The organism is Nocardioides sp. YIM B13467 (assembly GCF_042788075.1).
GTDB lineage: Bacteria > Actinomycetota > Actinomycetes > Propionibacteriales > Nocardioidaceae > Nocardioides.
This window is the reverse complement of sequence record NZ_JBHZPJ010000046.1, coordinates 2,501,910-2,526,398: the sequence shown is the minus strand read 5'-3', so window position 1 is coordinate 2,526,398 and position 24,489 is coordinate 2,501,910. Positions and strand designations below refer to the sequence as shown.

General features: G+C 70.6%; 24 protein-coding genes and 1 tRNA gene. 10 read left to right on the top strand and 15 right to left on the bottom strand.

All coding sequences use genetic code 11. From position 1 onward, the window contains the following. Nucleotides 1-32: 32 nt before the first annotated feature. Entirely contained in the window at nucleotides 33-1,214 is a 1,182-nt protein-coding gene (locus ACFX43_RS19185) for an MFS transporter (RefSeq protein WP_378832464.1), read from the bottom strand. 140 nt (nucleotides 1,215-1,354) lie between these two features. Here ACFX43_RS19185 and ACFX43_RS19180 point away from each other — a divergent pair, with 140 nt between their 5' ends. Beyond that, the gene (locus ACFX43_RS19180; protein ID WP_160024973.1) at nucleotides 1,355-1,807 is read left to right on the top strand and encodes a MarR family winged helix-turn-helix transcriptional regulator; all 453 of its coding nucleotides are present in this window, start codon (nucleotides 1,355-1,357) and stop codon (nucleotides 1,805-1,807) included. Nucleotides 1,808-1,817: 10 nt separating this feature from the next. Here the strand turns inward: ACFX43_RS19180 and ACFX43_RS19175 are convergent, their stop codons facing one another. The 3 genes from ACFX43_RS19175 to ACFX43_RS19165 are packed head-to-tail and all read right to left on the bottom strand — an operon-like array spanning nucleotide 1,818 to nucleotide 3,905. Further along, nucleotides 1,818-2,426, bottom strand: a complete 609-nt coding sequence (locus ACFX43_RS19175; protein ID WP_378832450.1) for a response regulator — start codon at nucleotides 2,424-2,426, stop codon at nucleotides 1,818-1,820. Further along, on the bottom strand, nucleotides 2,423-3,487 hold the full coding sequence (locus tag ACFX43_RS19170) for a sensor histidine kinase (RefSeq protein ID WP_378832443.1): 1,065 nt from the start codon (nucleotides 3,485-3,487) through the stop codon (nucleotides 2,423-2,425). The genes ACFX43_RS19175 and ACFX43_RS19170 overlap by 4 nt, the downstream gene beginning before the upstream one ends. Before the next feature lie 10 nt (nucleotides 3,488-3,497). Continuing rightward, on the bottom strand, nucleotides 3,498-3,905 hold the full coding sequence (locus tag ACFX43_RS19165; protein ID WP_378832436.1) for a DUF6069 family protein: 408 nt from the start codon (nucleotides 3,903-3,905) through the stop codon (nucleotides 3,498-3,500). Between the two features lie 134 nt (nucleotides 3,906-4,039). Here ACFX43_RS19165 and ACFX43_RS19160 point away from each other — a divergent pair, with 134 nt between their 5' ends. Next, nucleotides 4,040-4,693 carry an SDR family oxidoreductase gene (locus ACFX43_RS19160; RefSeq protein WP_378832430.1) on the top strand — a complete coding sequence of 218 codons (654 nt, stop codon included), beginning with the start codon at nucleotides 4,040-4,042 and terminating at the stop codon, nucleotides 4,691-4,693. Nucleotide 4,694: 1 nt separating this feature from the next. On the opposite strand, the gene ACFX43_RS19155 is transcribed toward ACFX43_RS19160, so the two are convergent. From ACFX43_RS19155 to ACFX43_RS19145, 3 genes are all read right to left on the bottom strand, one after another. Further along, nucleotides 4,695-5,213, bottom strand: coding sequence for a DinB family protein (locus ACFX43_RS19155; RefSeq protein ID WP_378832407.1), 519 nt, complete (start codon nucleotides 5,211-5,213; stop codon nucleotides 4,695-4,697). Between the two features lie 114 nt (nucleotides 5,214-5,327). Continuing rightward, on the bottom strand, nucleotides 5,328-6,401 hold the full coding sequence (locus ACFX43_RS19150; protein ID WP_378832403.1) for an NAD(P)H-dependent flavin oxidoreductase: 1,074 nt from the start codon (nucleotides 6,399-6,401) through the stop codon (nucleotides 5,328-5,330). A gap of 9 nt (nucleotides 6,402-6,410) precedes the next feature. Next, entirely contained in the window at nucleotides 6,411-6,857 is a 447-nt protein-coding gene (locus ACFX43_RS19145; RefSeq protein ID WP_378832395.1) for a group II truncated hemoglobin, read from the bottom strand. 80 nt (nucleotides 6,858-6,937) lie between these two features. Here ACFX43_RS19145 and ACFX43_RS19140 point away from each other — a divergent pair, with 80 nt between their 5' ends. Then, nucleotides 6,938-7,519 (top strand): dihydrofolate reductase family protein, encoded by a 582-nt coding sequence (locus ACFX43_RS19140; protein ID WP_378832391.1) that lies wholly within the window; start codon nucleotides 6,938-6,940, stop codon nucleotides 7,517-7,519. 7 nt (nucleotides 7,520-7,526) lie between these two features. On the opposite strand, the gene ACFX43_RS19135 is transcribed toward ACFX43_RS19140, so the two are convergent. The 4 genes from ACFX43_RS19135 to ACFX43_RS19120 form a co-directional block, all read right to left on the bottom strand. Beyond that, a complete protein-coding gene (locus ACFX43_RS19135; RefSeq protein ID WP_378832386.1) occupies nucleotides 7,527-8,852 on the bottom strand; it encodes a hypothetical protein in 1,326 nt (441 codons plus the stop codon). Nucleotides 8,853-8,930: 78 nt separating this feature from the next. Continuing rightward, on the bottom strand, nucleotides 8,931-9,347 hold the full coding sequence (locus ACFX43_RS19130) for a limonene-1,2-epoxide hydrolase family protein (protein WP_378832383.1): 417 nt from the start codon (nucleotides 9,345-9,347) through the stop codon (nucleotides 8,931-8,933). 9 nt (nucleotides 9,348-9,356) lie between these two features. After that, nucleotides 9,357-10,118, bottom strand: coding sequence for an FkbM family methyltransferase (locus ACFX43_RS19125; protein WP_378832378.1), 762 nt, complete (start codon nucleotides 10,116-10,118; stop codon nucleotides 9,357-9,359). 129 nt (nucleotides 10,119-10,247) lie between these two features. Further along, entirely contained in the window at nucleotides 10,248-11,006 is a 759-nt protein-coding gene (locus tag ACFX43_RS19120) for a DsbA family protein (RefSeq protein WP_378832373.1), read from the bottom strand. A 105-nt stretch (nucleotides 11,007-11,111) separates the two neighbouring features. Here ACFX43_RS19120 and orn point away from each other — a divergent pair, with 105 nt between their 5' ends. From orn to ACFX43_RS19105, 3 genes are all read left to right on the top strand, one after another. Beyond that, nucleotides 11,112-11,780 carry an oligoribonuclease gene (gene orn, locus ACFX43_RS19115; RefSeq protein WP_378841008.1) on the top strand — a complete coding sequence of 223 codons (669 nt, stop codon included), beginning with the start codon at nucleotides 11,112-11,114 and terminating at the stop codon, nucleotides 11,778-11,780. A 48-nt stretch (nucleotides 11,781-11,828) separates the two neighbouring features. Further along, nucleotides 11,829-11,904 (top strand) — tRNA-His (locus tag ACFX43_RS19110). Nucleotides 11,905-11,995: 91 nt separating this feature from the next. Then, nucleotides 11,996-12,871 carry a GNAT family N-acetyltransferase gene (locus ACFX43_RS19105; RefSeq protein WP_378832368.1) on the top strand — a complete coding sequence of 292 codons (876 nt, stop codon included), beginning with the start codon at nucleotides 11,996-11,998 and terminating at the stop codon, nucleotides 12,869-12,871. Here ACFX43_RS19105 and ACFX43_RS19100 read toward each other — a convergent pair. Both ACFX43_RS19100 and ACFX43_RS19095 read right to left on the bottom strand, forming a co-directional pair. Next, a complete protein-coding gene (locus ACFX43_RS19100) occupies nucleotides 12,868-13,704 on the bottom strand; it encodes a ribokinase (RefSeq protein ID WP_378832364.1) in 837 nt (278 codons plus the stop codon). The genes ACFX43_RS19105 and ACFX43_RS19100 overlap by 4 nt on opposite strands. A gap of 5 nt (nucleotides 13,705-13,709) precedes the next feature. Beyond that, nucleotides 13,710-16,079, bottom strand: coding sequence for a phosphoribosyltransferase domain-containing protein (locus ACFX43_RS19095; RefSeq protein ID WP_378832354.1), 2,370 nt, complete (start codon nucleotides 16,077-16,079; stop codon nucleotides 13,710-13,712). Nucleotides 16,080-16,216: 137 nt separating this feature from the next. Here ACFX43_RS19095 and ACFX43_RS19090 point away from each other — a divergent pair, with 137 nt between their 5' ends. Both ACFX43_RS19090 and ACFX43_RS19085 read left to right on the top strand, forming a co-directional pair. Continuing rightward, nucleotides 16,217-17,689: a cellulase family glycosylhydrolase gene (locus tag ACFX43_RS19090; protein ID WP_378832349.1), complete on the top strand. Its 1,473-nt coding sequence runs from the start codon at nucleotides 16,217-16,219 to the stop codon at nucleotides 17,687-17,689. A gap of 42 nt (nucleotides 17,690-17,731) precedes the next feature. Continuing rightward, nucleotides 17,732-18,307, top strand: a complete 576-nt coding sequence (locus ACFX43_RS19085) for a TerD family protein (RefSeq protein ID WP_378832344.1) — start codon at nucleotides 17,732-17,734, stop codon at nucleotides 18,305-18,307. Between the two features lie 15 nt (nucleotides 18,308-18,322). On the opposite strand, the gene ACFX43_RS19080 is transcribed toward ACFX43_RS19085, so the two are convergent. Continuing rightward, nucleotides 18,323-19,117: a cobalt transporter gene (locus ACFX43_RS19080; RefSeq protein ID WP_378832339.1), complete on the bottom strand. Its 795-nt coding sequence runs from the start codon at nucleotides 19,115-19,117 to the stop codon at nucleotides 18,323-18,325. A 204-nt stretch (nucleotides 19,118-19,321) separates the two neighbouring features. On the opposite strand from ACFX43_RS19080, the gene ACFX43_RS19075 reads away from it, so the two are divergent. Beyond that, the gene (locus tag ACFX43_RS19075) at nucleotides 19,322-23,566 is read left to right on the top strand and encodes a LamG-like jellyroll fold domain-containing protein (RefSeq protein WP_378832336.1); all 4,245 of its coding nucleotides are present in this window, start codon (nucleotides 19,322-19,324) and stop codon (nucleotides 23,564-23,566) included. After that, a complete protein-coding gene (locus ACFX43_RS19070; RefSeq protein WP_378832328.1) occupies nucleotides 23,566-24,228 on the top strand; it encodes a hypothetical protein in 663 nt (220 codons plus the stop codon). Before ACFX43_RS19075 ends, ACFX43_RS19070 begins: the two co-directional genes overlap by 1 nt. Here the strand turns inward: ACFX43_RS19070 and ACFX43_RS19065 are convergent. Further along, a complete protein-coding gene (locus ACFX43_RS19065; protein ID WP_378832325.1) occupies nucleotides 24,209-24,484 on the bottom strand; it encodes a hypothetical protein in 276 nt (91 codons plus the stop codon). The genes ACFX43_RS19070 and ACFX43_RS19065 overlap by 20 nt on opposite strands. Between the last annotated feature and the right edge of the window lie 5 nt (nucleotides 24,485-24,489).

The following is a 24,489-nucleotide window of genomic DNA, read 5'->3' as shown; positions in this document are numbered from 1 at the left end:
AGACTTCCTTCTCTGGGTTGTCGGGATGAGGTTCAGGCGGGAACAGGAACGGACGTACGCCGCTCGCCCCCGGGCGCACGGACGGCGACCAGCAGCACGAGCAGACCGAGCGCGGTGACCCCGGCACCCGCCCACAGCGGCGAGGTGTAGCCGAGCCCGGCGGCGAGGGTGAGGCCGCCGATCCAGGCGCCGAGCGCGTTGCCGACGTTGAAGGCGGCGATGTTGGCCCCTGAGGCGAGGGTGGGGGCCCTGTCGGCGTACGCCATCACCCGCATCTGCAGGGCCGGCACCGTGCCGAAGCCGACCGCGCCCATCAGGACCAATGCGACGACGGTCAGCACCTGGCTGCTCGCGACAAGGGCGAAGGCGGCGAGTACGAGGGTCAGTGCGGTCAGGAGCACACCGAGGGTCTTCACCACGTCGCGGTCGGCGGCGCGGCCGCCCACGATGTTGCCGAAGAAGAGGCCGACGCCGAAGAGGACGAGCAGCAGCGGGACCGCGCCCGCGGAGAAGCCGCTGACCTCGGTCAGGGTGAAGGCGATGTAGGTGAACCCGCCGAACATGCCGCCGTAGCCGAGGACCGTGAGGGCGATCGAGAACCAGACCTGCGGGCTGGCGAAGGCGGCCAGCTCGGTGCGTACGGCCGGGGCGGCCGCCTCGCTGCGACCGGTGTGGGCCGGGACGAGGAGGGCGATGCCGATGAAGGCGATGACGCCGATGACGGTGATCGCCCAGAAGGTCGAGCGCCAGCCGGCGGCCTGGCCGAGCAGCGTCCCGAGAGGTACGCCGAGGACGTTGGCCAGGGTGAGGCCGCCGAACATGAAGGCGATCGCGCTGGCCTTGCGCTCCGGAGCGACCAGCTGGGCGGCGACGACGGCGCCGATGCCGAAGAAGGCGCCGTGGCACAGGGCCGCGACGATCCGGCCGACCATCATCGTGGCGTAGTCGGGCGAGAGCGCGGAGATCAGGTTGCCGAGGATGAACAGCACCATCAGGCCGAGCAGGGCGATCTTGCGGGGCACCCGGGTGAGCAGGAGGGTCAGGCCGACGGCGCCGATCGCGACGCTGAGGGCGTAGCCGGAGATGAGGTAGCCGGCGGTGGTCTCGCTGACCCCGAAGTCGGTGGAGACCTCGGGCAGCAGGCCCATGATGACGAACTCGGTGAGGCCGATGCCGAACCCTCCGATCGCGAGGGCTAGCAGTGCGACGGGCATGGATGACTCCTGAACGTGGACGGGTTGCGTCTGTCGATAGTCCGCGTGCGCAGTAGTTGCACACGCTTCGTATTTATAGTTGCACGCGCGCACTATCCGCGCAACTCGGGTATGCTTGAGGTGTCCACGAAGGAGGACCCATGGGAATCGCTGACGACGCCGTCGAGATCCGCGCACAGGGCTGGCGCACACTGGCGGCCGTGCACGGCCTGATCGAGGCCGCGCTCGAGAAGGCGCTGCAGCGCGAGCACGGGCTGTCGGTCGTCGAGTTCACCGTCCTCGACGCGCTCAGCCGCCAGGACGGCTGGCACATGCGCATGCAGCAGCTGGCCCGCGCGGCGGCCCTCTCCTCCTCGGCCACGACCCGCCTGGTCACGCGCCTGGAGAACCGCGATCTCCTCACCCGGATCCTGTGCGCCGACGACCGCCGCGGGATCTACACCGAGCTCACGCCCGCCGGACGCGCCCTGCTGAAGAAGGCTCGTCCGCTGCACGACGAGGTGCTGCGTACGGCACTGGACGAGGCCGCCGAGATCCCCGAGCTCGCGCCGCTCGTGCACGCGCTCGGGTCGTTGTCGCCGGCTCCGGCCTGATCGCGCAGGCTCAGGCGAGCCAGCCGTTGCGGCGAGCGGTGAGTGCGGCCTCGGTCTTGTTGCGGGTGCCGGTCTTGCCGATGGCCGCGGAGAGATAGTTGCGCACGGTGCTCGGCGAGAGGTAGAGCCGGCCGGCGATGTCGGCGATGCTCGACCCGTCCTCGGAGGCGGCGAGCACGTCCCGCTCGCGTGCGGTCAGGGGGTTCGGGGCGGCGCGGAGCGTCGCGGCGGCCAGGTCGGGATCGAGGACCGTCTCGCCGCGCAGCACCCGGCGGATCGCGTCGGCCAGCTCCTCGACCGGCCCGTCCTTGACCAGGAAGCCGACCGCTCCCGCGGCCATCGCCTGGCGCACGTAGCCGGGCCGGGAGAACGTCGTCAGGATCATCACCCGGCACTCCGGGATTGACGCGCGCAGCTCCCGCGCGGCCTCGAGCCCGCTGATCCCGGGCAGCTCGATGTCGAGCAGGGCCACATCGGGGCGCACCTCGAGCGCCGTCGGCACGATCTCGGTGCCGGTCCCGACCTGGGCGACCACCTCGAGGTCGTCCTCGAGCCCGAGCAGCACGGCGAGCGCGCCGCGCATCATCGCCTGGTCCTCGGCGAGCAGGATGCGGATCACGATGCCGGCACCCTCGCCTCGAGGCGGAACCCGTCGGCACCAGGACGTACGTCGAGGCGACCGTCGACCGCCCGCAACCGCTGGCGCAGGCCTTCGAGTCCGCCCGACCTCTCGCTCGTGTCCACCGGACCACCGACCCCGTCGTCGACCACGGCGAGCCGGAACTGGCCGCCGTCCTCGGTGAGCTCGAAGCGGCAGCTGGCCGCCCCGGAGTGGCGGAGCACGTTGGTGGCACCCTCGCGCACGACCCAGGCGAGCGCTTGGCCGGCGATGTCGGGCACCTCGGCCGGGGCAGCGGTCACCGACGTACGGATCCCGGCGGCGTCGAGTGCGCGACGTGCGCCGTCGAGCTCGTCGGCCAGGGAGAGCGTCTTCATCTGGTCGACGGCGACCCGGACGTCGGCCAGGGCGGCACGCCCGACCTCCTCGATGTCGGCCGCGTGCGCGGCAGCTGCCTCGGGATCACGAGCCGCCAGGCGGCGTACGGCCTCGGCCTTGACGACCATCACGCTCAAGGTGTGCCCGAGCAGATCATGGAGATCGCGCGACATCCGGGCACGCTCCTCGGCGACCGCAGCCCGGGCGAGCTCCTCCCGGGTGCGGCGGAGCTGCTCGACCGCTTCGACGAGGCGGAGGAACGAAGTCGTCGTCACGCCGCTGAGGAAGACGCCTCCGACGCTGAGCAGGTAGGCGTCGCCGATGCCCTCGATCACCGCGATCGAGACCGCGACGCCGACCGTGGCCGCGACGATCGCCACCAGTAGACGCCAGCCCCGCAGGACCGCCGGCGACACGATGGCCAGCACTCCCCAGACCGTCTGCCAGCCCTCGCCTTGAATGGCGGCGAGCACGATCAGGGCGACGAGGACGGGCAGCAGGACGGGGACCCGGCCGGTGACCACGAGAGCGACCGCGGTCGCCGCGAGGGCCAGCACCAGGACTACCTGGCCGGCGGCCGCGAACGTGTCGCCGGAGAGGTTGAGCAGCGGGAAGAGCAGCAGCACCGGCAGCCACACCAGCACCACGCCGTGGCGCTGGAGGTGACACCTCAGGCCGGACACGCGCGCCACTTTACCGTCGCCGCAGGCCGACGATGACCACAACGGCCACGACGACGTGCAGGCTCGCGAGCCCCAGTCCGGCGGCCACGGTGAGCGCGCTGGTCGGGGTGATCAGGGAGAGCACGGCGATCCCGACGGCGAGCATCGTCCATCGCCGCGTCCCGCGCTCGGAACGGCCCTCCCACCACCTCAGCAGCGCCCCGCCGGCCAGTGCGATCAGCAGGCTGCTGACGATCACCGACCCGACCCCGATCTGCTGGCTGCCGGCGCCCGACTTCACCTCCAGCTCGACTCCCCCGGCCGCGGTCCACAGCAGCCACACGGCGGTCGCCGCCACGGCCGCGATGGCCGCCGTCCCCGCGATCCGCGGCCACCCCACCCGGGTGCGCTGCGAGGTCTCGTTCGTCATGGTCGTCATGCGTGTCCTCCGTCTCCACCACCCACCGTGGGCGGTGTCCCCAGACTCGCGCTTTGAGGCACCCGGACGTCAGATCTGATTGTCCGGACCCGACGGTGACAATTGTCAGTGGTGGATGTGCCTATCGTGGAGGCATGCGCATCGCCATCGTCGGCGGCCACGGCAAGGTCGCCCTGCATCTCCATCCGATCCTCGCGGCCGCGGGCCACACCCCGGTCGCGCTCGTACGCAGCGAGAGCTACCGAGCCGAGCTCGAAGCGCTCGGCGCCGAGGTGGGCCTGCTCGACATCGAGAACCAGGACGCCGACGGGTTCACCGCCGCCTTCGCCGGCTGCGACGCGGTGGTCTTCGCCGCCGGTGGCGGCCCCGACGGCAACATCGAGCGCAAGCGCACCGTCGACCTGGAGGGCTCGACCAAGTCGATCGAGGGCGCGAAGGCCGCCGGCATCCAGCGCTTCGTGCAGGTCTCGGCGATCGGCGTCGACGAGCCGGTCCCGGCCGATGCGGGCGAGGTGTGGAAGGCCTACGTCGAAGCCAAGCGCGACGCCGACATCGCCCTGCGCGACAGCGACCTCGCCTGGACCATCCTGCGTCCCGGTGGCCTCACCGACGACCCCGCCACCGGGCGGGTGAAACTGGCCGAGAAGCTCGACCGCCACACCATCCCGCGTGCCGACGTGGCCGCGGTCATCGCCGCCGTGATCGACGACGACGCCACCGTCGGCAAGCAGTGGGAACTGGTCTCCGGCGACGCCTCGATCGACGAGGCCATCGCCGCCGTCCTCTGAATCAGCGAAGACCCAGCAAGCCCTTGACGTACGCCGCCTGGCCGATGTGCTGGGCGGCGTCGTCGACGACGCTGACCAGTCTCACCGCAAGGGTGACGGGTGGGTCCCAGCGCTCGTCGATGACGCGGGCGAGGTCCTCCTCGCTCAACGAGCCGACCAGCTCGATCGTAGCCTCGTGGACGGCCTGGTAGTAGCCGGTCAGCAGCTTCGGGTCCTCGAGCCGGAAGGCCGCGACCTCCTCGGCGCTCTGCCCGTAGCCCATCGCGCGCGGCCGGTACGGCAGTCCGAACCGCTCCACCCAGCCCTCGCGCGCCCACACCTCGTCGGCGCCGGCGAGCGGCGCGATCTGGGCGTCCTCCATCCGGGCGATGTGCCACAGGATCCAGGCGATCGAGTTGGCGCGGTCGTAGGGACGCCACAACAGGTCGTCGACCGACAGGCCGTCGATGATCTCGGGAAGGGTCTCCGCGATCCGGCCGAAGCCGTCCGCGAGCAGTCGCTGGGGCCAGGTTTCGCTCATGTCTTCCGTTCTACACCGCGGGAGGTCGGCATCCTCCCGCTTCGGCGACGCGGGCCTCGGTCCCGGCGCATTTTCCCGCCATGGCGGGATTCTGCGCGCCGGACGTGCGACGGATCAGGCCAGCGGCGGCAGTTGTGCCCGGGCCTCGTTCCACATCCGGGTGACGATCTCGCCCGCAGGCTCGGGGACGGCGCGCCCGGCGGCCTGGCCGGCCCAGTGGTTGGCCAAGTCCAGGGCCACCTCGGCGGCCGGGTCGGGCGTGCCTTTGCGCCACCTGGCGACCAGGCGGCGCTGGTGCGGGTAGGGGGCAGGCGAAGGCGCACCCGGCGCCTCCCAGGAGCGCACATAGGGAGTCGGCGCCGCGCGACCGAGGCGACCGGAGTAGGCACGGGTGGCGACCGTGTCCTCAGGCTCGAGCCCGTCCAGCGAGGCGGCCCAGGCATCGGCGATCCTGGTCTCGGGCGACCGCAGCAGTGCACTGCCGACCTGCACGGCGCTCGCCCCGAGGGTCAGCGCCGCGGCGACGCCGCGCCCGTCGGCGATCCCGCCGGCGGCGATGACCGGCACGTCCACCCCGTCGACGATGTGCGGCAGCAGCGCGAACAGCCCGACTGCCGTACGCTCCGCCGTCTTCGCCTCGAAGACGCCGCGGTGACCACCGGCCTCGAGTCCCTGGGCGACGATGGCGTCGGCACCGGCCTCCTGGGCAGCCCGCGCCTCGGCCAGGGTCGTGGCGCACGCGAACCAGGCGATCCCGGCCTCGTGCAGACGGTCGACATAGTCGGGCGAGAAGAGACCCATGATCGAGGAGACGACCGTCGGCCCGGCGGCGAGCATCGCCTCGCACTGCTCCTCGAACGACGGCGCGGGCGGCTGCTCGGATCCCGGCGTACCGAACCTTCCCAGGAACTCCTCCGCGGCCGAGACCCTGGCCGGGTCGTCATGGAGAGGGTCCGGGATCCAGATGTTCAGCTGCAGCGGCCCCGTCGACATCGACCGGAACTCGGCGGCCCACTCCGAGATCCGCTCCGGCGAGTCGAGCACCACTCCCGCCGCGCCCATCCCTCCGGCGTCGGCGACCGCGGCCGCCGCCGCGGGCGGGCAGGCACCCGCCATCGGCGCCTGAAGGATCGGCATCGAGAGGCCGTACGCCTCGCAGAACTCCTGAGCACGTCGTCGAGCGGTCACCCGGCCAGGCTAGTCCTTCACCAGCCGGTCGCGACCCCAACGGGGCGTCGGGCCCGGGTCGCCGAGGTCAGTCCCCGGCGGTTCCTGGGAGACATCCTTGGCGATAGCGGTGCCCCAGTCGAAGTAGGCCATCAGCGTCTTGTGCAGGTCTGGCCGGTCGGCCAGTACCTCCTCGATCGCGGCCTGCATGAGCTCGAGCCAGCGCTGCCGGTGCTCCTCGCGGATCCCGAGGCCGAGGTGGACCTTCAGCAGGGCCTGATGGCCGCCGAGCCTGGCGGTGAAGTCGGCCGGGCCACCGAAGATCTCGCCCAGCCAGATCGCGACCCGCTCGACATGGGTGGGCGTGAAGTTCGCGAACACCGGCGCGAGGAGCTCGTCGACCAGCACCCTCTCGTAGAACGCGTCGCTCAGCCGGCGCAGCGCGGGCTCGCCGCCGAGGTCGTCGTACAAGGTCATGCCTCACCATCACGTGCGGCACCGAGATACGCAACGAAATACTTGTGGCGGTACGGAGACCCGCGCGGCAGGATCGGTCCATGCGCACACTCATCTACTCCGCGTTCGTGTCCATCGACGGCGTCGTCGACTCCCCCGGCGGCGGCTCCGAATACGAGCAGCACCGCAGCGGCGGCTGGACCTACAAGGACATCGAGTTCCTGCCGGAGGCCTACGCGATCAAGGGCAGCGAGATGGAGGAGGCCGGCGCGATGATGTTCGGCCGGCGCAGCTATGAGGCCTTCGCGCCGATCTGGCCCGACATCGAGGACTTCACGGTGGTCAAGGAGATCCCCAAGTACGTCGTCTCGACCTCCCTCGGCGACGACGCCCTGGTCGAGGGCTGGGGTCCGCAGACCATCCTGAGGTCGCTGGACGAGGTCGAGGAGCTCAAGCAGGGCGACGGCGGCCCGATCCTGATCGCCGGCAGCGCCGAGCTCGCCCGCAACCTCGCCGACGCCGGCCTGATCGACCGCTACCACCTGCTCGTCTTCCCCGTCGTCCTCGGCGCCGGGAAGTCGATGTGGAGCGAGACCGACAAGGACAAGCAGCGGCTCGCGCTGGTCGAGTCGGAGACCTACGCCAACGGCATCGTCAAGCTCGTCTACGACGTCGTCCGCTAGGGGCCGGTCAGGGGCACCGCGCGTAGAGACGACGCGAACCGGTCCCGTACGCCGTGGGATCGGTGAACGCGCAGCCGTAGTCGGGCGCGGCGACGGCTGCTCGGTCGAGCACGTCGTCGCCCGCCGGACGGTCGCCGTGCTCGACCCAGTCGACGAGGTCGCCCCAGGCGGCCGAGGCCTCGGCTGGGCTGAACTCGCAGTGCCCGGCCGAGCGGATCGCCCGCTGCACGACCAGACCGCCGCGGTGGTGGCGCTTCACCTCGCGCAGATAGATCTGCTCCAGCGAGAACGGCACGAACATGTCGCCGAGGTTGTGCAGGCTCACCACCGGGGCGGTCGGCCGACCGGAGATCCGTGACGGGGCGTTGAGCCGGTGGCTGTAGCGCCCGGCGGGGTCGACGGGGTCGATCCGCTCGACCTCCGTGTTCAGGTCCACCGGCGAGCTCGGGGTGTAGACGGTGTCCTGGTTGGTCGCCACCCGGCCGATGTTGAAGCCCAGGGTGCCGCCGTCGTCGACCGACGGCAGCGTGAACAGGAAGTCCTTCCACTGTCCGAAGGCCGCCACCGCGCCCGGCCGCGGGCCGCCGGTGCGCTCGATGGTCATCGCGCGCAACTGCTCCCCCTCCGGGGTCAGCGTGCCGCCGAGCCCGAGCCGCTCCTTGATCACCGGGACGTCGACGCTCTGGTAGTCCTTGGTGTACGGGTAGGCGTCGTGCCCGGCGAGCGCCTGCGCGCCGAGGTTGTAGTCGACGAAGAAGTCGAAGAGCTCCATGTCCCCCAGCTGCCCGCACATCGGCATCGCGCCGTCGTAGAAGCCCGGATACTGCTCCAGCGAGCGCCCGATCACGTGCCCGCCCATCGACACCCCGGTCACATAGGTGCGGGTCGCCTTCCGCGGCAGCAGATCGGAGGCGTACGTCGCCAGGTCCCGTGTCGAGCGCACCCCGGCACCCACGTCGTAGCCGTTGGTCGAGTAGCTCGACGCCGCCCAGGCGTAGCCCTGCTCGAGGAACGTACGCCGCAACCCGAACCCCGGCGTCTCGGGCGTCAGCGTGTAGCTGAGCCCGCGGTAGCCGTGGGCCCACATCACCAGCTCGCCGTTCCAGTCGGCCGGCACCTCGAGGACGTACGCGGCGTGCTCGTGCACGCCCTGGCGCACCGTCGTCTCCTGGCCGCCGACGACGATCGGCGCGACCGGCGGGTTGCTGATCGTGTAGCCGGGCAGCGGCTGGTCACCGGGTGGTTCGGGGTCAGCGAGCGCCGTGCCGGTCGAGGCGACCAGAGCGGAAGCGGTCAGGACCAGGGCGAGGAGAGCGGCTGACGCACGAGGCATGTTCCTGAGAGTAGGGCTCGTTGTGACTGGCGTCACAAGAACAGCGCACGATCTGCCTCGTGCATTGTGCACAAGGGCTCAGCGGCCGACGGCCTTCCGGATCGCGCCGAACGCCGCCTGGCCGACGCCCTTGATGCCGGCTGCGATGAACGTCGTCCAGTCGAAGTAGTCGCGCCAGAGCACGATCTTGCCGTCGCGCACCTCGAAGGTGCCGCACACCCAGAACTCGGCGGAGACCGAGCCGCGGCTGAGCACGTCGATGCGCTCGGTGAGCACCACCGGGCCGTTGGCCGCGATGTTGATCATCCGGACCTCGAAGCCGGTCGTGTACTTCCCCATGACCCGTAGCTGGCGCCCGACCTCGGAGAGGCCACGCGCCGGCGGAAGGGGAACGTTCTGGTAGGTGACGTCGTCGGCGCACAGCGCCAGCGCAGCGTCGACCTCGCCGGTCTCGAGCGCGGCCAGGAACTGCTCGACGATCTGGATCTCGGTCATGTCGCCACGTTATCGCTGTTCAGCCGCCAGCGCCGGGCTCAGGACCAGACAGTCCTGCCGATGCAGCGCCGGATCATCGAGAAGCTCCTCGACGGCGACCCGTCCGCCCGGCACCCGACGCAACGAGGTCGAGTCCTTCTCCTTCACGAACACGTCGCGCGTCCTGGCCAGCTCGGCGAGGTAGCCACGGTCCATGTGCTCGATCTCGAGCATCAGTGCCCAGTGGGCCACATCGGCCAGCGACCGCGCCGCGCCGTCGACGACCTCGCGCTCGAAGCCCTCGACATCCACCTTCACGCAGAACGGCCGTCCGGAGCCGCCGAGCACCTCGTCGAGCGTGGTGACCTCGACGTCACGGAGCTGCCAGCGGGCCGAGCCGTCATGGCGCTCGTCGTACAGCGACGACGTCCCCGACCAGGTCCGGTCGACCGCGAACCGTGCCGCGCCGGGCTTGTCGGCGACGGCCTGCGCGCGCAGGTCGATCGTGATCCCGCGGGTATCGAGGGTCTTGCGCAGGACCTTGTGCAGCGAGGTGTTCGGCTCGAACCCGATCAGCTCGACCCCCTCGGGCATGTCCACCCCGACGAGCATCTCGCCGTAGTTCACGCCGATGTCGATCACGGTCCGCCACTCGTGCAGCCCGAGCGCCAACCGCCACAGCTCGAGCGAGCCACGGACGATCCGGCCCTTGTTGGCGATCAGGCCCAGAGCCCGCGGGTCCGTCGGCTTCACATAGATCCGATGCCCGTCTTCGGTTGTCGCGTACGCCATCTCGAGCACCTTCGCATAGGGGTCTTCCGGCCCAGCCGCCATTGGCTGTCGCCGAACCCTAAAGTGCCTACGGAAACGCGAGTCGAACCGTGGACCAACGCGGATCAGGCCGCGCAGCTCGAGCCAGCGTCAGGAGATCTGCTCGACCAGGTTGTCCGCGTACTCCTGGACGGTGTTGCCGTCCTGGAACTGCTCTCCGTCGAGCAGGACGGTCGGAGTGCCCTGGACACCGTCGTCGGCGGCGGCCTTGGTGGCGGCGTCGGCCCAGGCCTTGCCGTCGAGGCTCTCGATGCGGTCCTTGACGGCGGACTCGTCGGCGCCGGCTTCGACGGCGAGGTCGACGAGGTCAGCGGCCTTCGGGAACGGGCCGGACTCGCTGGGCTGGTTCTCGAAGAGCAGGTCGTGGAACGTCTTGGCGACCTCGTCACCGGCCTCCTCCTGGACGACCGCGAAGGCCGAGGTGGCGAGCTCGGAGTAGGGGCCGACCTGGTCGAGGAGCACGAACGGGCGGTAGTCGACCTGGACCTTGCCGTCGGCGGCCAGCTCGGCGAGATCGTCGCGGGACGCGGCCTCGAACTCGGCGCAGTAGGGGCACAGGAAGTCCTCGTAGATGACGACCTTGTGAGGCGCGTCGTCGGGTCCGATCACCAGGCCGTGCTCGCTGCTGCCGGCCTCCACCGCGGTGACCTTGTCGTCGCCGGAGCGGTTCACGCTGAACCAGACGAGGCCACCGATGATCACCGCGATGGCGACGACGACCGCCGCGACGGTGAGGATCGACTTGCGGGCCTGCTTCTTGCGCAGAGCCTCCAGCTCCGCGGCGGCCTTGGCAGCGCGTGCCTCACGCTTCTCCTTGCGCGAGTGGCTGCTGGCTGAATCCGTGCTCATGGAGCCAACATAGGTCGGTCTCCTGAGCGGAGGCTGAAACCACGCCATGGGAACCGTTATCACATCGTCTCCTAACCCTCCGCGAAGCCGTTGACCAGCGGCGTTATGGTGCTCTGCGTGGCTTCACTGAACGAACGTCTGGTCTGGATCGACTGCGAGATGACCGGGCTGTCCCTCGAGCACGATGCGCTCATCGAGGTGGCAGCCCTCGTCACCGACTTCGATCTCAACGTGCTCGGCGACGGGGTCGACATCATCATCAAACCCCCGGCCGAGGCGCTGGAGCAGATGGACGACTTCGTACGCGACATGCACACCAAGTCCGGCCTGCTGGTCGAGCTGGAGAACGGTGTGCCGATGCGGGAGGCGGAGGAGCAGGTCCTGGCGTACGTCTGGGAGCACTGCGGCAAGGACTCCCGGCCGCCGCTCGGCGGCAACACGGTGGCCACCGACCGCAACTTCCTCGCCCGCGACATGCCCGAGCTGGAGGGCTTCCTCCACTACCGCAACGTCGACGTCTCCTCGATCAAGGAGCTGTCGCGTCGCTGGTTCCCGCGGGCCTACTTCTCGGCTCCCCCCAAGCGCGGCAACCACCGTGCGCTGGCCGACATCCAGGAGTCGATCGAGGAGCTTCGCTACTACCGCGAGGCGGTCTTCGTGCCGATGCCCGGCCCGGACTCCGAGGCGGCGAAGGAGATCGCCGGCCGGCACGGAGCCTCGATCACCGGCCTCGGCGACCCGATGGCCACCCCCGATTCCACAGATCCGGTCTGATTCCCCTATGATTCTTGCTGGCTCGGACATGCGCTGTCCGAGCCGATGGTGGGCGTAGCTCAGCTGGTAGAGCATCGCGTTGTGGTCGCGAGGGTCGCGGGTTCAAGCCCCGTCGCTCACCCCATCAGAACGGCCCGTCCGAGAGGACGGGCCGTTTGTCATTTGTAGGGAATCCGCCCTTGGGTTCACTCATATACCTGACTAAAGTCAGGTATATGACAGTGGACACCTCGGTGATGCGCAAGTTCAACATGAGCTACGTCCGTCGGGTGGGAGCGCTCGAGGACTCCTTCCTCGGCAGTGGCCTCCCCTATGGCACGGCTCGGATCCTCTACGAGATCGGGCTCGGCGCTCATACCGTTCAGGACCTCAGGACCAGACTCGGCGGCCTCGACTCCGGCTACGTCAGCCGGATGCTGCGGACGCTGGAGAGCAAGGGGTACGTCGCGATGGACCGCGACCCCTCCGACGGCCGGCGCCGGCTGGTGGCGCTCACCGAGGACGGCCTCAAGCAGTGGGACGACCTCGAGCGCCGCTCCGAGGAGCACGCCCACCTGCTGCTCGATCCGCTGACCCAGCGGCAGCGCGACCGTCTCAACGAGGCGCTGGCGACGGCCGACCTGCTGGTGCGCGCCGCCACGATCACCATCGAGCAGGTCGACCCGCGCGACCCGATGGCCCAGGAGGCGATGGGCCACTACTTCGCCGAGATCGGCGACCGCTTCGGGTTCACCGTCGGCGACGAGGGCTTCGGCGACGACCCCTCCCTGCGCGCGCCGCACGGCGCCTTCTTCGTGGCTGCCAGCGACGGCGCCCCGGTCGCCTCCGGTGCGGTCCGCGAGTTCGACGGCACCGGCGAGATCAAGCGGATGTGGGTCGATCCCGCCTGGCGCGGCGCGGGCCTCGGCTCACGCCTGCTTCGCCACCTGGAAGCCGAGGCGCTGCGGCTGGGCCACACGGTCGTACGCCTCGACACCCGCGACGTCCTCAGCGAGGCGATCGGGATGTACGAGCGGGCCGGCTACGAGCGCATCGACCGCTACAACGACAACCCCCACGCCACCCACTTCTTCCGGAAGGAGCTGGGCTAGGCGTACGTCTCCAGACGCTCCAGCGGCGGCTGGGCGCTGGGGTGCGCGACCGCGGCAGCGCCTACCGCGCAGGCAATACGCAGCGCCTGACCGTCCGGTGTGCCGGCCTGGATCGCGAGGGTGAGCGCAGCGGAGAACGCGTCGCCGGCGCCGACGGTGTTGACCACGTCCGGCGCCGGCGCGGCGGGGACGCGAGCGGTCTCGGTGCCCTCGGCGATCATGGCCGCACCCGCGGCGCCGTAGGTCACCGCGACCCGCCGGGCCGCGCGCAGCTCGGGCATGGCGGCGTACTCGGTCTCGTTGACGATGAACAGGTCCACCCGCTCGACGAGGTCGGCCGGGAGGTGCTGGGCCGGGGCAGCATTGAGCGCGACGAACCCCGGCGCCCGCGCGGCGACGGCGCGGATCACCTCCAGGGACAGCTCGAGCTGCATCAGCACGGCCTCGTCCGCCCCGACCGAGATCCCGTCGGCGCCGACCGACGCGTTGGCGCCGGCGCACACCACGATCTGGTTCTCCCCCGCCGCGTCGACGGCGATCAGCGCCGTGCCGGTCGGCGAGTCGGCGATGCAAACCCCGGCGACGTCGACCCCGGCAGCTCGGATCGTCTCGACCGCCCAGGCCCCGTCGGCATCGGAGCCGACCGCGCCGATCATCCGCACCCGGGCTCCCAGCCGGCTCGCCGCGACGGCCTGATTGGCACCCTTCCCGCCGACGTCACGGCGCAGCCGACCACCACCGACGGTCTCTCCGGCGCTGGGCAACCTCTCGACGAGCGCCGTCAGGTCGACGTTGATGCTCCCGACGACGACCAGGTCCTGTGGCGGGCGCACCGGCATCAGGGACGTACGAGACCGATGCAGGAGTAGGGCAGGCCGGAGATACGCTCCACCGGCACGTCGCGCGCCTCGGCGAGCTTCTTGACGGGGCCCAGGTCGGTGTCGTGGGCCGGGTCCACCAGGATCTTGGCCGGCTCACCGTGCAGCAGCAGCCGGAGGGTCTCGTCGACGCCGGCCTGGACGAGGCTGACGTCGCCGTCCGCGAACTTCTCCGCGACCTCCTCGACCGCGTCCCAGCCCACCCAGGTGGGCGTGTGGTCGCCGCCGAGGTGGGCATCGAGGTCGAGCATCACCTTGGTGCGCACGATCGGGAAGCGGGCCGCGACGGTGTCGATGAACTTCTTGGACACGTCGGCCGGAGCCAGGTCGGCGTGGAACACCGCGCCGTGGAAGTCGTTGGGGCCGACCCGGTCGTCGTCGATGATGGGACGCGAGACGAGACCGGAGACGGTCGACCCGAGGGACGCCGACGGGATCAGGTAGTCCTCGCGGGTGCCGTAGACCGCCACGCTCCGGCCCGGGTCGGCGAGGACCGCGAGCTCCGGGGAGAACGGCGAGGCCAGATGGGCGTCGAGCGTCGAGTTGGCCTTCTCGACCGACGCGGCCAGCTCGCGGGCGATCGCGCCCGTGCCGGTCCACCCGTCCACGAACATCACCTGCGCGGGGTCGTGGTGGGCGGCAAGATAGGCGAGCGCGGTCTGGTCGATGCCGCGCCCACGGATCATCGAGATCGCATAGTGGGGCAGGTCGAGCCCGTGCACGCGCTGCGCCCAGCGCCGCATCAGCACCCCGATCGGGACGCCGGCACGCACCAGGGAGACCAGCACGGCGTCCTGCCCGCGCCTGGCCAGCACCTGCTCGGTGACCAGGCCGATGGCGTACGCGACCCGCTGGGCCGATGCGGTCAGGGCCTCGTCGAAGAGCTCCCGCTGAGCCTCCGCGTGCTCCTCGGCCGGCGCCTCGGCCGTGTCCTCGGACAGGTCCTTGAGCAGCCAGGCGACGTCGTCGCGGTCGTAGGAGCCGAAGACCGGCCCGTGGAGCGGAGCAGACAGCTGCCGGGCCGGCTGGTCGTGGCGCGGCTCCGGGGCGTACGCCGGGATGGTCACGACCACGACCCGAGGCGCGAGCCGGGCGAGCTGGTCGACCAGGCCGCCCTCCTCGTGCAGCGCGGGGGTGTCGGCCGGCTCGTCGACGACGAGCACGATCGTCTCGAAGGCACCCTCACGCAGGTTGTAGGCGAAGCGTGGCCCGTCGCCGTCGGCCGGGGCGTCGTGGGACGGGAAGGTGATCGCGGTGCGGATCGCGTAGCCCGGGTCGTCGACATCGAGCACCGGCGACCGCGTCGTCGTCGAGTAGGTGATCTCGTGGCGGCGGCCCTCGGCCGCGCGCCGGTCCGCCAGCGCGGAGGCGATCCGCAGCGGTGCGTACATCAGCTCCTCGGTGCCGAGGACGTGCACCGGGCCGTCGGGGATGCGGGCGGCGACGGCCGCCGCGGTCACCGTGACGGCCGACTCGTAGGAGCCGGAGGCGCCGGCCGTGAAGCCGTGGCGGCCACCCTCCGGGACGGCGCGCGGCCAGGTCGCGACGACCTGGACGACCTCGCCGCGCGGACGCCGGTTCGGCTCGACGCCGGCCAGCTGGCGGAGGTTCTCGACGGTGTCGATGAGCCGGTTGCCGTTGTCGGCGAGGTCCTCGGGCAGCTCGATCTCGCCGCTCGCGAGGGAGACCACGTCCAAGGTCGCGCGCAACCGCTTGATCGAGCGTTCCATCCGGCCGCGGTCGGCCTCCGAGCGCAGGTCGACGAGCGCGGCCACGACGTAGTGCTTGTGCGGGAACTTCTTGTGCAGTGCCCGGATGGTGTTGACGACGGTCTTGCCGGTGATGACCTCGTCGTCGACCAGCACCAGGGTCTCGGCACGGGCGAGGAAAGCCGGGTCGGCGGGGAGCAGCCGGTGGGCGGTCGCGTGCGAGTGCTCCTCGAAGAAGTCGGCGACGGACTCGATACCGTCGACGACCCGGCGGGTGGAGTGCAGGTAGGGCGCCCCGAGGGCGTCGGCGACGAGGTGGCCGAGCGCGGTCGCGGTCTCGGCGTATCCGAGGACCACCGCGTCACCGGTGGCCGCGGCGCGCGCCTTGGCCCCCAGGCGCAGCCCGGCGTCGGTCACCAGACGCGGGTCGGTCGGGACGTGCTTGCCGAGGACGGAGGAGACCAGGAGCTGCGCCCGGCGGGGGTTGCGCCGCACCGCCAGACCGACCAGATCGGTGAGCATCATCCCGCTCGGCGCGTCGGTCGTCCGCAGACGCACGCCCAGACGTTCGGCCACCCAGGTGCCTGACCAGCCGCTCGCTTCGTCTCTCACAGGTGACATTCTCCCCCAATGCTCCTCGTCTGACTCAACCGCACGTAGGGCACCCATGTCCACTGCAGGCCCCGTCCTGGCGGGCCATACGTCCAGAATGAGAACACGTTCTTGTCGGTGGTGGCAGGGACCAATAGGTTCCGGACATGCCTCGTCGCTCGGGAAGCTTCGGAATCGTGGCCGCCGCGGCGGCCGTGCTCGCCTTCGGGACCTCGCTGCTGAGCCCGGTCGGGCCCGCCGGCGCGGACCCGGCGGAGGAGACGCCACGGCTGTCCCGCGAGGGGCGCTGGCTGGTCGACCAGCACGGCCGGATCGTGCTCGTGCACGGGCAGAACCTCGTCTGGAAGCACGATCCGTACGTCCCACCCGACTCGCCCGAGGGCTTCACCGCGGCCGACGCCGAATGGCTGGCGGAGCACGGCTTCAACGGCGCCCGGATCGGCACCCTGTGGGCGGGCGTGACCCCGGACGCCCCCGGGCAGGTCGACGAGGACTACCTCGACGACTGGCAGCGGGTGATCGACCTGCTCGCCGACAAGGGCATCTGGATGCAGTACGACTTCCACCAGGACATGTGGCACGAGACCTACGGCGGCGAGGGCGTACCCGACTGGGCAGCGAAACGGCCGGCGCCCTACAACCTCCACCCGCCGATCAAGCTGTCCTTCCCGGCGACGTACATCACGCCCGAGCTGGCCACCGTCTACGACAACTTCTGGGCGAACAAGAACGGTGTGCAGGACGGCTGGGCCGCGGCCTGGGGCGCGGTCGCGCAGCGCTGGGGCGACCAGCCCTACTCCATGGGCTACGACCTCATCAACGAGCCGTGGGCGGGCCGGGAGTGGCTGACCTGCCCGATCACCGGGTGCCCGAGCTCCTACCGGGACGAGTTCCAGCCGGCGTACGAGAGGGCGACGGCGGCGATCCGGCGGTCCGACCCCGACGGCATCGTCTGGTACGAGTCGCAGCTGCTCGCCAACCAGGTCCCCAACTCGAGCTTCGGGCCGGCCGACGACGACCAGGTCGGCTACTCCTGGCACAGCTACTGCCCCTACGGCTACCTCGACTCCCAGGGCATCCCGATCGGGGTCAGCGGCTGCAAGGACTATGACGAGACGCACAACCTCAAGGCGCTCGAACAGGCCGAGACGATGGGCGCGACCAACCTGATGTCGGAGTTCGGCGCGACCGACAACACCGAGCTGCTGGCCATCGACACCGCCTCGGCCGACGACCACTTCACCTCCTGGATGCACTGGGCCTACAAGCACTGGGACGACCCGACCACCGCCGACGGCCGTCAGGGCATGTTCACCGACGACGCCGATCTCTCGACGGTGAAGGCCGAGAAGCTGCGTACGCTGGTCCGCACCTACCCGCAGGCCACGGCCGGCACCCCCGTCGACCTCTCCTTCGACCCCGCCACCGGCGCGTTCAGCTACACCTACGAGCCGTCCGCGGAGATCGACGAGCCGACCGAGATCTTCGTCAGCCCGATCCACTACCCCGACGGGCCGGACATCGCCGTCGAGGGCGGCCGGGTCGTCGGCGAGGCCGAGCACAACCGGATCCTGGTCGAGGCGACCGGAACGGAACCGGTGACGGTCACGATTGACTAAGGTGGCCATGCCCGCTCGTCGGCCCAGCCATCGGAGGATCAGTTGTCCGTCTCGCTCGCCAAGGGACAGTCGGTCTCGCTCACGACCGGTGACGGCAGCAGCATGACGCACGTACGGATAGCGCTCGGCTGGGACGCGGTCAGACAGGGCCTCTTCGGCGGCTTCCGTGGCGCCGACGTCGACATGGACGCCTCCGCGATCCTCTACGACGCGGCCGGCGCCCACGTCGACCAGGCCTGGTTCCGGCAGCTGAAGTCCAGGGACGGCGCCGTCGTCCACACCGGCGACAACCGCACCGGCGCCGGCGAGGGCGATGACGAGTCGATCATCGTCCACCTCGACCGGGTGCCCGCCGATGTCGCGCAGATCGTGTTCACGATCAACTCCTTCACCGGACAGAGCTTCGCCCAGATCCAGAACGCGTTCTGCCGTCTCGTCGACGAGAACACCCACACCGAGATCGCCCGCTTCGACGTGAGCCAGACCGGCCCGCACACCGCGGAGATCATGGCCAAGGTCAGCCGTCAGGACGGTGGCTGGGCGATGACCGCGCTCGGCGAGATCGGCAACGGGCGTACGTTCCAGGACCTGCTGCCCTCGATCGCGCCGACGCTCTGAGCAGTGAGGTCGCGGTCAGCCGAGTGAGCCGACGCCGACGACGGTGAGGCCGGCGCCGAGGACCGTGACGCCGAGCGCGGCCAGGATCGGGGTGACCTTCGCCGCGACCTGGAGGTAGGTCTTCGACTCGGCGACGCGGACGACGAGGTTGTTCCCGGCCAGCGCCAGTAGGCCGACTCCGAACAGGATCGTCGCCATGCCCAGGCCGAAGGTGATCACCAGCAGCAGCGCGAACGCCGAGCGGCCGGCGAACAGGCCGGTCACCAGGACCAGGAACGCTCCCGGGGACGGCGTCAGGCCGCCGGAGATACCGAGCAGCACGATGCCGGGGCGGCGTACGCCTGACTGGCCGTGACCGTGCCCGCCCGAGTGGCCATGTGAGTGCCCGTGGGAGTGCCCGTGTCCGGTCCCCGAGCGGGCAGCGCGCCAGTGCCGGCGCAGCAGCCAGAGCCCGGTGCCGACGACCAGCACCCCGGCGACGATCTGCAGCCCGGCGGTGAGGTTCTCCAGGCGTACGAGATCCGAGAGCGAGAAGAACGCCCACGCTACCGCGATGACCAGCACCGAGAAGGTGTGCATCACCGCCACCGAACCACCCAGCCAGGCCGCGTCGCGCACCCGGCCCTCCGCCCCGATCAGGTACGCCGCCGCCAGGGTCTTGCCGTGGCCCGGCGCGATCGCGTGCGCCGCGCCGGCGGCGAAGGCGAGCACGAAGGCCGCCGCGGCGATGCCGGGCTCGTCCAGATAGCCCTGCACGCGCTCGACCAGGGCCGCCGCGCCGAACCAGTCACCCGTCAAGAAATCGTCCATGTCAGGCGCAAACGATGGCACAGAGTTTCGTCGCCGGATACGGCTGCGGCAAGCGTTTACCCACCGGACAGACGGGCGTCGACAACGCCGCTCGGCCACGTTCACCGGATCTGAGGATCCTCATCCAATGGCCGGGCGTGTGCCTCGGCCGTTCGGCACCTCGGGCGATGCCGCACGTCATGCCGCACGACCCCAAGGAGCATCGTGTTCGCACCAACGAGTGCCAGCCTCGCCAGACCCGGACGTAGGCGACTGGTCGCCGTTGCCGCCGGCCTGGCCCTCGCCGGCGGTGTCATCGCCGCCCTGCCCGGTGACGCCGTCACGTCGGCCAGCGCGTCGACCTACACCGCCGTCGGCTCACCGCTGACCGGCCCGCCGCGCGCCGCGCTGGCGACCGTGGACGCCCCGACACCCGACGTACTCGACATCGACTTCGAGGGCGGCGCCCCGCACGAGCGCGCCCGGTCGCTCGAGCCGCGCACCTGGGGTGCGCCGACGTACGGCACCGACGACACCCTCGCCGAAACGCCGACCGACGTCATGACCGTCGACGGCACCGACGACGCAGTCTCCGTCGAGCACGACCCGTGGGCCGACCTGCAGCAGGGCTTCACCATCGAGTGCGTCTTCCGGGTCGAGACCCCGCTGCCCACCACCAACGAGAAGGACCTCTGCTCCAACAAGGAGGCGGGCGGCTACTCGGTCTACGTGACCGGCTCCAACCTGGGCACGATGGCCCACATCGGCGGCGGCTACAAGACGGTGCTGACCCCGATCACCGCCGACCGGTGGTACCACGTGCTCTCGGTCTGGGACGGCCAGAGGCTGAACCTGTACGTCAACGGCACCAAGGCCGGCTCGACCGCCGCCACCGGCGCGCTGCAGGCCCCGGCCGCGACCTCGCGCCGCTTCGTGGTCGGCGCCGACTCGGCTCCCACCGGGATCGGCCAGCCGGCCCCGCCCGCCTCGTTCGCGGCTGCCTCCCTCTTCGCCCGGGCGGTGACCGATGCCGAGGCCGCGGCACTGGCCGGCTCCTACGACACCGCTCCCCCGGTACCGGCCGCGGACGTGCTCGACGTCGACTTCGATGACGGCACCCCGGCCGACGACACCGGCCGCGCCGTGACCACGGTCGGCGAGCCGGTGATCTCCGACGACACCGCGCTGGACGCCAAGGTCGCCTCCTTCGACGGCTCCAACGACGCGTACGCCTATGCGATGGGCTCCGCGGCCTGGGACCAGATCGACGAGCAGGTCTCCATCGAGTGCACCTTCAAGGACAACGGCACCTTCCCCAACGGGACCGAGCACTCGATCTGCTCGGAGAAGGAGGGCGGCGGCTACTCGATCGTCGTCTACAGCGGCAAGCTGACGTTCGCGGTCCATGCCGGCGGTGCCTACCGCAACGCCCAGGTCGAGATCGAGACCGGCCGCTGGTACCACGCCGTCGGCACCTGGGACGGCTCGACCGCCCGGCTGTACGTCGACGGCGCGTTGGCGGCCTCACTCGCTGCTCCCGCCCCGCTGACCCGTCCCGGTGGCAACGCCCTCAACTCCTTCTACGTCGGGGCCGACTCGGTCAACCAGTTCTGGTCGCCGGTCACCGTGCGCAACGCGCGGATCTTCACCGACGTGCTCACCGCCGACCAGGCCAACGCCCTCAACGTGGCCGCGCTCGGTGACGTACGCGACGCCGGAGTGGTCGTCAACGGCACCACCCCCGCGGCCGGTTCGCACATCACCACGCCGACCGAGTTCGCCGTCGACATCACCAACCAGGGCAACGCCTCCGGATGGACGTACACGCTCGACGGCGAGCCGATCCGGCCCGGTCAGGAGATCGGCGCCGGCCTCGCTCGCGGCGAGCACACCATCGAGATCGCCGCGAAGGACGTCTTCGGGCGGCCGGTCGCGCACACCTCGACCTTCACCTCCGACGCCATCCCGACCGGCGGCGGCACCGACACCGGTCAGGGCAAGGGGAAGGTGACGCTCTCCGCGATCGCCAACAGCCCCGACGGCTCGGACGTGACCACCACCTTCAAGGCGGCCTCCGCCTCTGTCGCCGACGGCGGCTTCCAGGGGGTCGTGCCGGTGCTCCCGAGCGCGCTCGAGTTCGACTACTCCTCCTCCGAGACGATCGCCGGGAGCCAGAAGCCGGACGGGCAGACCACCGACAGCGCCTCGAGCAAGCTGATCCCGTTCCAGCGCTACGACGTCTCCGTCCCGGCCTCCGACTCGCGTCGCCACGTGGTCTGGACCGGCACGGCCGACCCGGCCCGCTCGGTCTCGCTGCGGGTGTGGAACACCGTCGAGAGCCGCTGGGACGAGCTTGCCGCCGGACGCGGAATCGCCGACGGCGACACCACGCTGCAGGGCCGCGCGCTCGCCGCCCACGTCGACAACGGCGTCGTCCACGTCCTGGTGACCGGCATCGACCCGTTCGCCGACGACCTCTCGCCGCGCGACGACTCGGCCGCCGATGACAAGGACCACTTCGAGAACCCCGACGACTACGACTTCTCCTTCGCCCACTTCACCGACACCCAGTACATCGCCGAGGGTGCGGCCGGCGGGACGTACGAGAACTTCAACGGGATCGAGGAGCCCTCGGACATCCAGCTGGTCGAGGAGCAGGCGGTGTGGCAGCGCGCCTACCGCGCCGAGACCGAGTGGATCCGCGACAACGCCGACCAGCGCAAGATCGCGTTCACCTCGCACACCGGTGACGTGACCGAGAACGACACCAAGGACCCGCTGGCCACCGACGCCAACGGCAACCTGCTCTACCCGGGGCTCGACGAGCAGGTCACCCGCGAGTTCGAGTTCACCTCGGAGGCGCAGGGGATCCTCGACGAGGCGGGCGTGGTCAACCAGGTGGTCGCGGGCAACCACGACAACCAGGGTGGCCGCGAGACCGGAGCCCAGTCGCGGTTCAGCCGCTACTTCAGCCCTTCGCGCTACTACGACGCGGCGCAGGCGTGGCCCGACGGCGCGTCCTACCACGCCTGGGACGAGGAGACCGACGCCTCCGGCGACGTGGTCACGCGCGGCACGGACAACCAGAACAACTACGTGCTCTTCTCCGCCGGCGGGCTCGACTTCGTCGCCGTCGGTCTCTCCTACGGCGTCACTCCGGAGGAGGCGGACTGGGCCAGCGAGATCTTCGCGCGCTTCCCCGACCGCAACGGCATCCTGAGCACCCACGCCTACCTGGCGCCCTCCGCTGCTCCCGACGGACGTGGGGCCAACTTCTCCACCGACGGCTCCCGGCTCTTCGACCAGGTCGTGGAGGCCAACCCCAACGTGTTCCTGGTCCTCGCCGGCCACGAGCACGGTGTCGGCACCAACCTCAAGCGCGGCATCGGCGCCACGGTCTCGCACAACGTGGTCGAGCTCCTGGCCGACTACCAGTTCTACAAGGTGACAGCCGGTGAGCTCTTCCCCGACTCCGTCGACGCCTCCGGCAACATCGACCTGAACGGCGACGGGACGGTGGACCACAAGTCGACCGACCTGCTGCAGTTCGGCGCCTCCTACCTGCGCCTGCTGCAGTTCGACACCGAGCGCGCGGAGATGTCGATCGACACCTACTCCCCGCACCTGGACGACTTCGGGGCGACGGAGTACGACGACCGACACCGCTACAACGGCGCCGAGGACAACCTCACGCTCCCTGTGGACCTCTCCACCAGGCGTACGTCCTTCACGACCGATGCGCTGACCGTGGTCACCCCGACCGACACCGTGATCGGCACCGACACCGCGCGTTCGGGCTGGCCGGCGACGGTCGAGTGGGCCGGGCTGACCGAGGGCGAGGTGTACGCCTGGACCTCGACCTCCCGCACCGGTGAGGCCCAGACACTCGGCTCGATCGACCAGTTCGGCGGCGTCTTCCTGGCCACCGCGGCCGGCACCGACGCGACGCCGCCGGTGCTGACGGTGCCGGCCTCGACGACGATCGAGGTGGGCGCGGAGTTCGACCCGCTCGACGGGGTCAGCGCGACCGACAACACCGACGGTGACCTCACCGGCAGCATCCAGGTCTCCGGCAGCGTCGATGTGAACACGCCGGGCGCCTACCCGCTGACCTACACGGTCACCGACGCCAACGGCAACCAGGCCGTCGCCTCGCGCGCGGTCGTCGTCGAGGAGGTCGACGTCCCCGAGCTGACCCCGGTCAAGCTCACCGCGAAGGACGTCACGGTCCGCTTCGGACGGGACCTGGTGTTGCGTACGTCGATCGCACCGCGCAGCGCCACCGGCACGGTGCAGTTCCTCATCGGGGAGGACGTCCTGTGCGAGGCGCGCGTGCGTCGCGGCATCGCCGAGTGCGAGGTCGACGTGCTGCCGCCGCCGGGCCGTCACCAGGTGCAGGTCATCTACCCCGGTGACGACAAGCACGCACCGGCCACGACGAACCTCACGCTGACGGTCAGGCAGCGTTAGTGGCTCGTCTCCTCCGGGCACTCGCGGTGGTCGCCGGCATCTTGCTGGCGGCCACCGCGGCCGGGCCCGCCTCCGCTCATCCGTTCGGAGCCCCGCAGACCGCGACGATCGCCGGCACCACCGGCGCTCCCCAGGTGACCTGGCGGTTCGGGGCCACCGACGACATCGCCTACCTCGCCGTGCAGGTCGGCGCGCTGCCCCCGGACCGGATGACGCTCGACGGCGTCGTCCTCTACGAGCCCGGTGACGAGAAGGCGCTGGCGCGGTCGGAGGCCTACGCCGACTACGTGCTCGATCACATCCGGATCGAGGGCTGCGACGGGTCGGTCGAGGCGGGCGAGGATCCGATCGCCGACGGCACCACGGTCACCTTCGACTGCCCGTCACCGGCCTCGGCCACGAAGATCGAGATCGACATGATGACCGACCTGCACCCGGCGTACCAGACCCTCGCCTCGGGGCCGAACGGTCAGAAGGCGGCGTACGCAGGGACCACCCGCTCCCACGGCTGGTCCCTCGACGAGTCCCGGGCCGCGGCAACCGGGCTCAGCGCGCTGCTCCAGCTCGGCGGCACCCTCGGCACGATCGCGCTGGTCGGTGCCGGCGGGTGGTGGCTCGTGCGACGCCGCCGGCAGGCGGAAGCTAGCGCTTCAGCTTCTTGATCTCGTCCTTGGCGGCCTGCTGGGCGATCGCCTCGGCCTGGGCCTCCTCGCCGAAGACACCCTCGACCTTGGCCTTCTCGACCTTCTTGAACTGACGCAGCATGCTCCACCCGATCACCGCGACGGCGACGCAGAGCGCGATGAAGATGCCGAAGGCGGTCCAGCCCGCGACCACGTCCTCGTCCTGCGGCGGGGTGGGCTCAGGAGCGGGCTGGGAGGTGTGCAGAGTCTGCGTCGTCATCGGGAGGCCGGACATACCGA

Excerpts from the sequence above, each read along its gene's own strand:
- ACFX43_RS19130 (WP_378832383.1), bottom strand. The coding sequence starts at position 9,347 with ATGACCGAGATCCAGATCGTCGAGCAGTTCCTGGCCGCGCTCGAGACC.
- ACFX43_RS19090 (WP_378832349.1), top strand. The coding sequence starts at position 16,217 with ATGCCTCGTCGCTCGGGAAGCTTCGGAATCGTGGCCGCCGCGGCGGCC.
- ACFX43_RS19125 (WP_378832378.1), bottom strand. The coding sequence starts at position 10,118 with ATGGCGTACGCGACAACCGAAGACGGGCATCGGATCTATGTGAAGCCG.
- ACFX43_RS19095 (WP_378832354.1), bottom strand. The coding sequence starts at position 16,079 with ATGTCACCTGTGAGAGACGAAGCGAGCGGCTGGTCAGGCACCTGGGTG.
- ACFX43_RS19135 (WP_378832386.1), bottom strand. The coding sequence starts at position 8,852 with ATGCCTCGTGCGTCAGCCGCTCTCCTCGCCCTGGTCCTGACCGCTTCC.
- ACFX43_RS19140 (WP_378832391.1), top strand. The coding sequence starts at position 6,938 with ATGCGCACACTCATCTACTCCGCGTTCGTGTCCATCGACGGCGTCGTC.
- ACFX43_RS19180 (WP_160024973.1), top strand. The coding sequence starts at position 1,355 with ATGGGAATCGCTGACGACGCCGTCGAGATCCGCGCACAGGGCTGGCGC.
- ACFX43_RS19120 (WP_378832373.1), bottom strand. The coding sequence starts at position 11,006 with ATGAGCACGGATTCAGCCAGCAGCCACTCGCGCAAGGAGAAGCGTGAG.
- ACFX43_RS19080 (WP_378832339.1), bottom strand. The coding sequence starts at position 19,117 with ATGGACGATTTCTTGACGGGTGACTGGTTCGGCGCGGCGGCCCTGGTC.
- ACFX43_RS19160 (WP_378832430.1), top strand. The coding sequence starts at position 4,040 with ATGCGCATCGCCATCGTCGGCGGCCACGGCAAGGTCGCCCTGCATCTC.
- ACFX43_RS19065 (WP_378832325.1), bottom strand. The coding sequence starts at position 24,484 with ATGTCCGGCCTCCCGATGACGACGCAGACTCTGCACACCTCCCAGCCC.
- ACFX43_RS19105 (WP_378832368.1), top strand. The coding sequence starts at position 11,996 with ATGACAGTGGACACCTCGGTGATGCGCAAGTTCAACATGAGCTACGTC.
- ACFX43_RS19145 (WP_378832395.1), bottom strand. The coding sequence starts at position 6,857 with ATGACCTTGTACGACGACCTCGGCGGCGAGCCCGCGCTGCGCCGGCTG.
- ACFX43_RS19185 (WP_378832464.1), bottom strand. The coding sequence starts at position 1,214 with ATGCCCGTCGCACTGCTAGCCCTCGCGATCGGAGGGTTCGGCATCGGC.
- orn (WP_378841008.1), top strand. The coding sequence starts at position 11,112 with ATGGTGCTCTGCGTGGCTTCACTGAACGAACGTCTGGTCTGGATCGAC.
- ACFX43_RS19165 (WP_378832436.1), bottom strand. The coding sequence starts at position 3,905 with ATGACGACCATGACGAACGAGACCTCGCAGCGCACCCGGGTGGGGTGG.
- ACFX43_RS19155 (WP_378832407.1), bottom strand. The coding sequence starts at position 5,213 with ATGAGCGAAACCTGGCCCCAGCGACTGCTCGCGGACGGCTTCGGCCGG.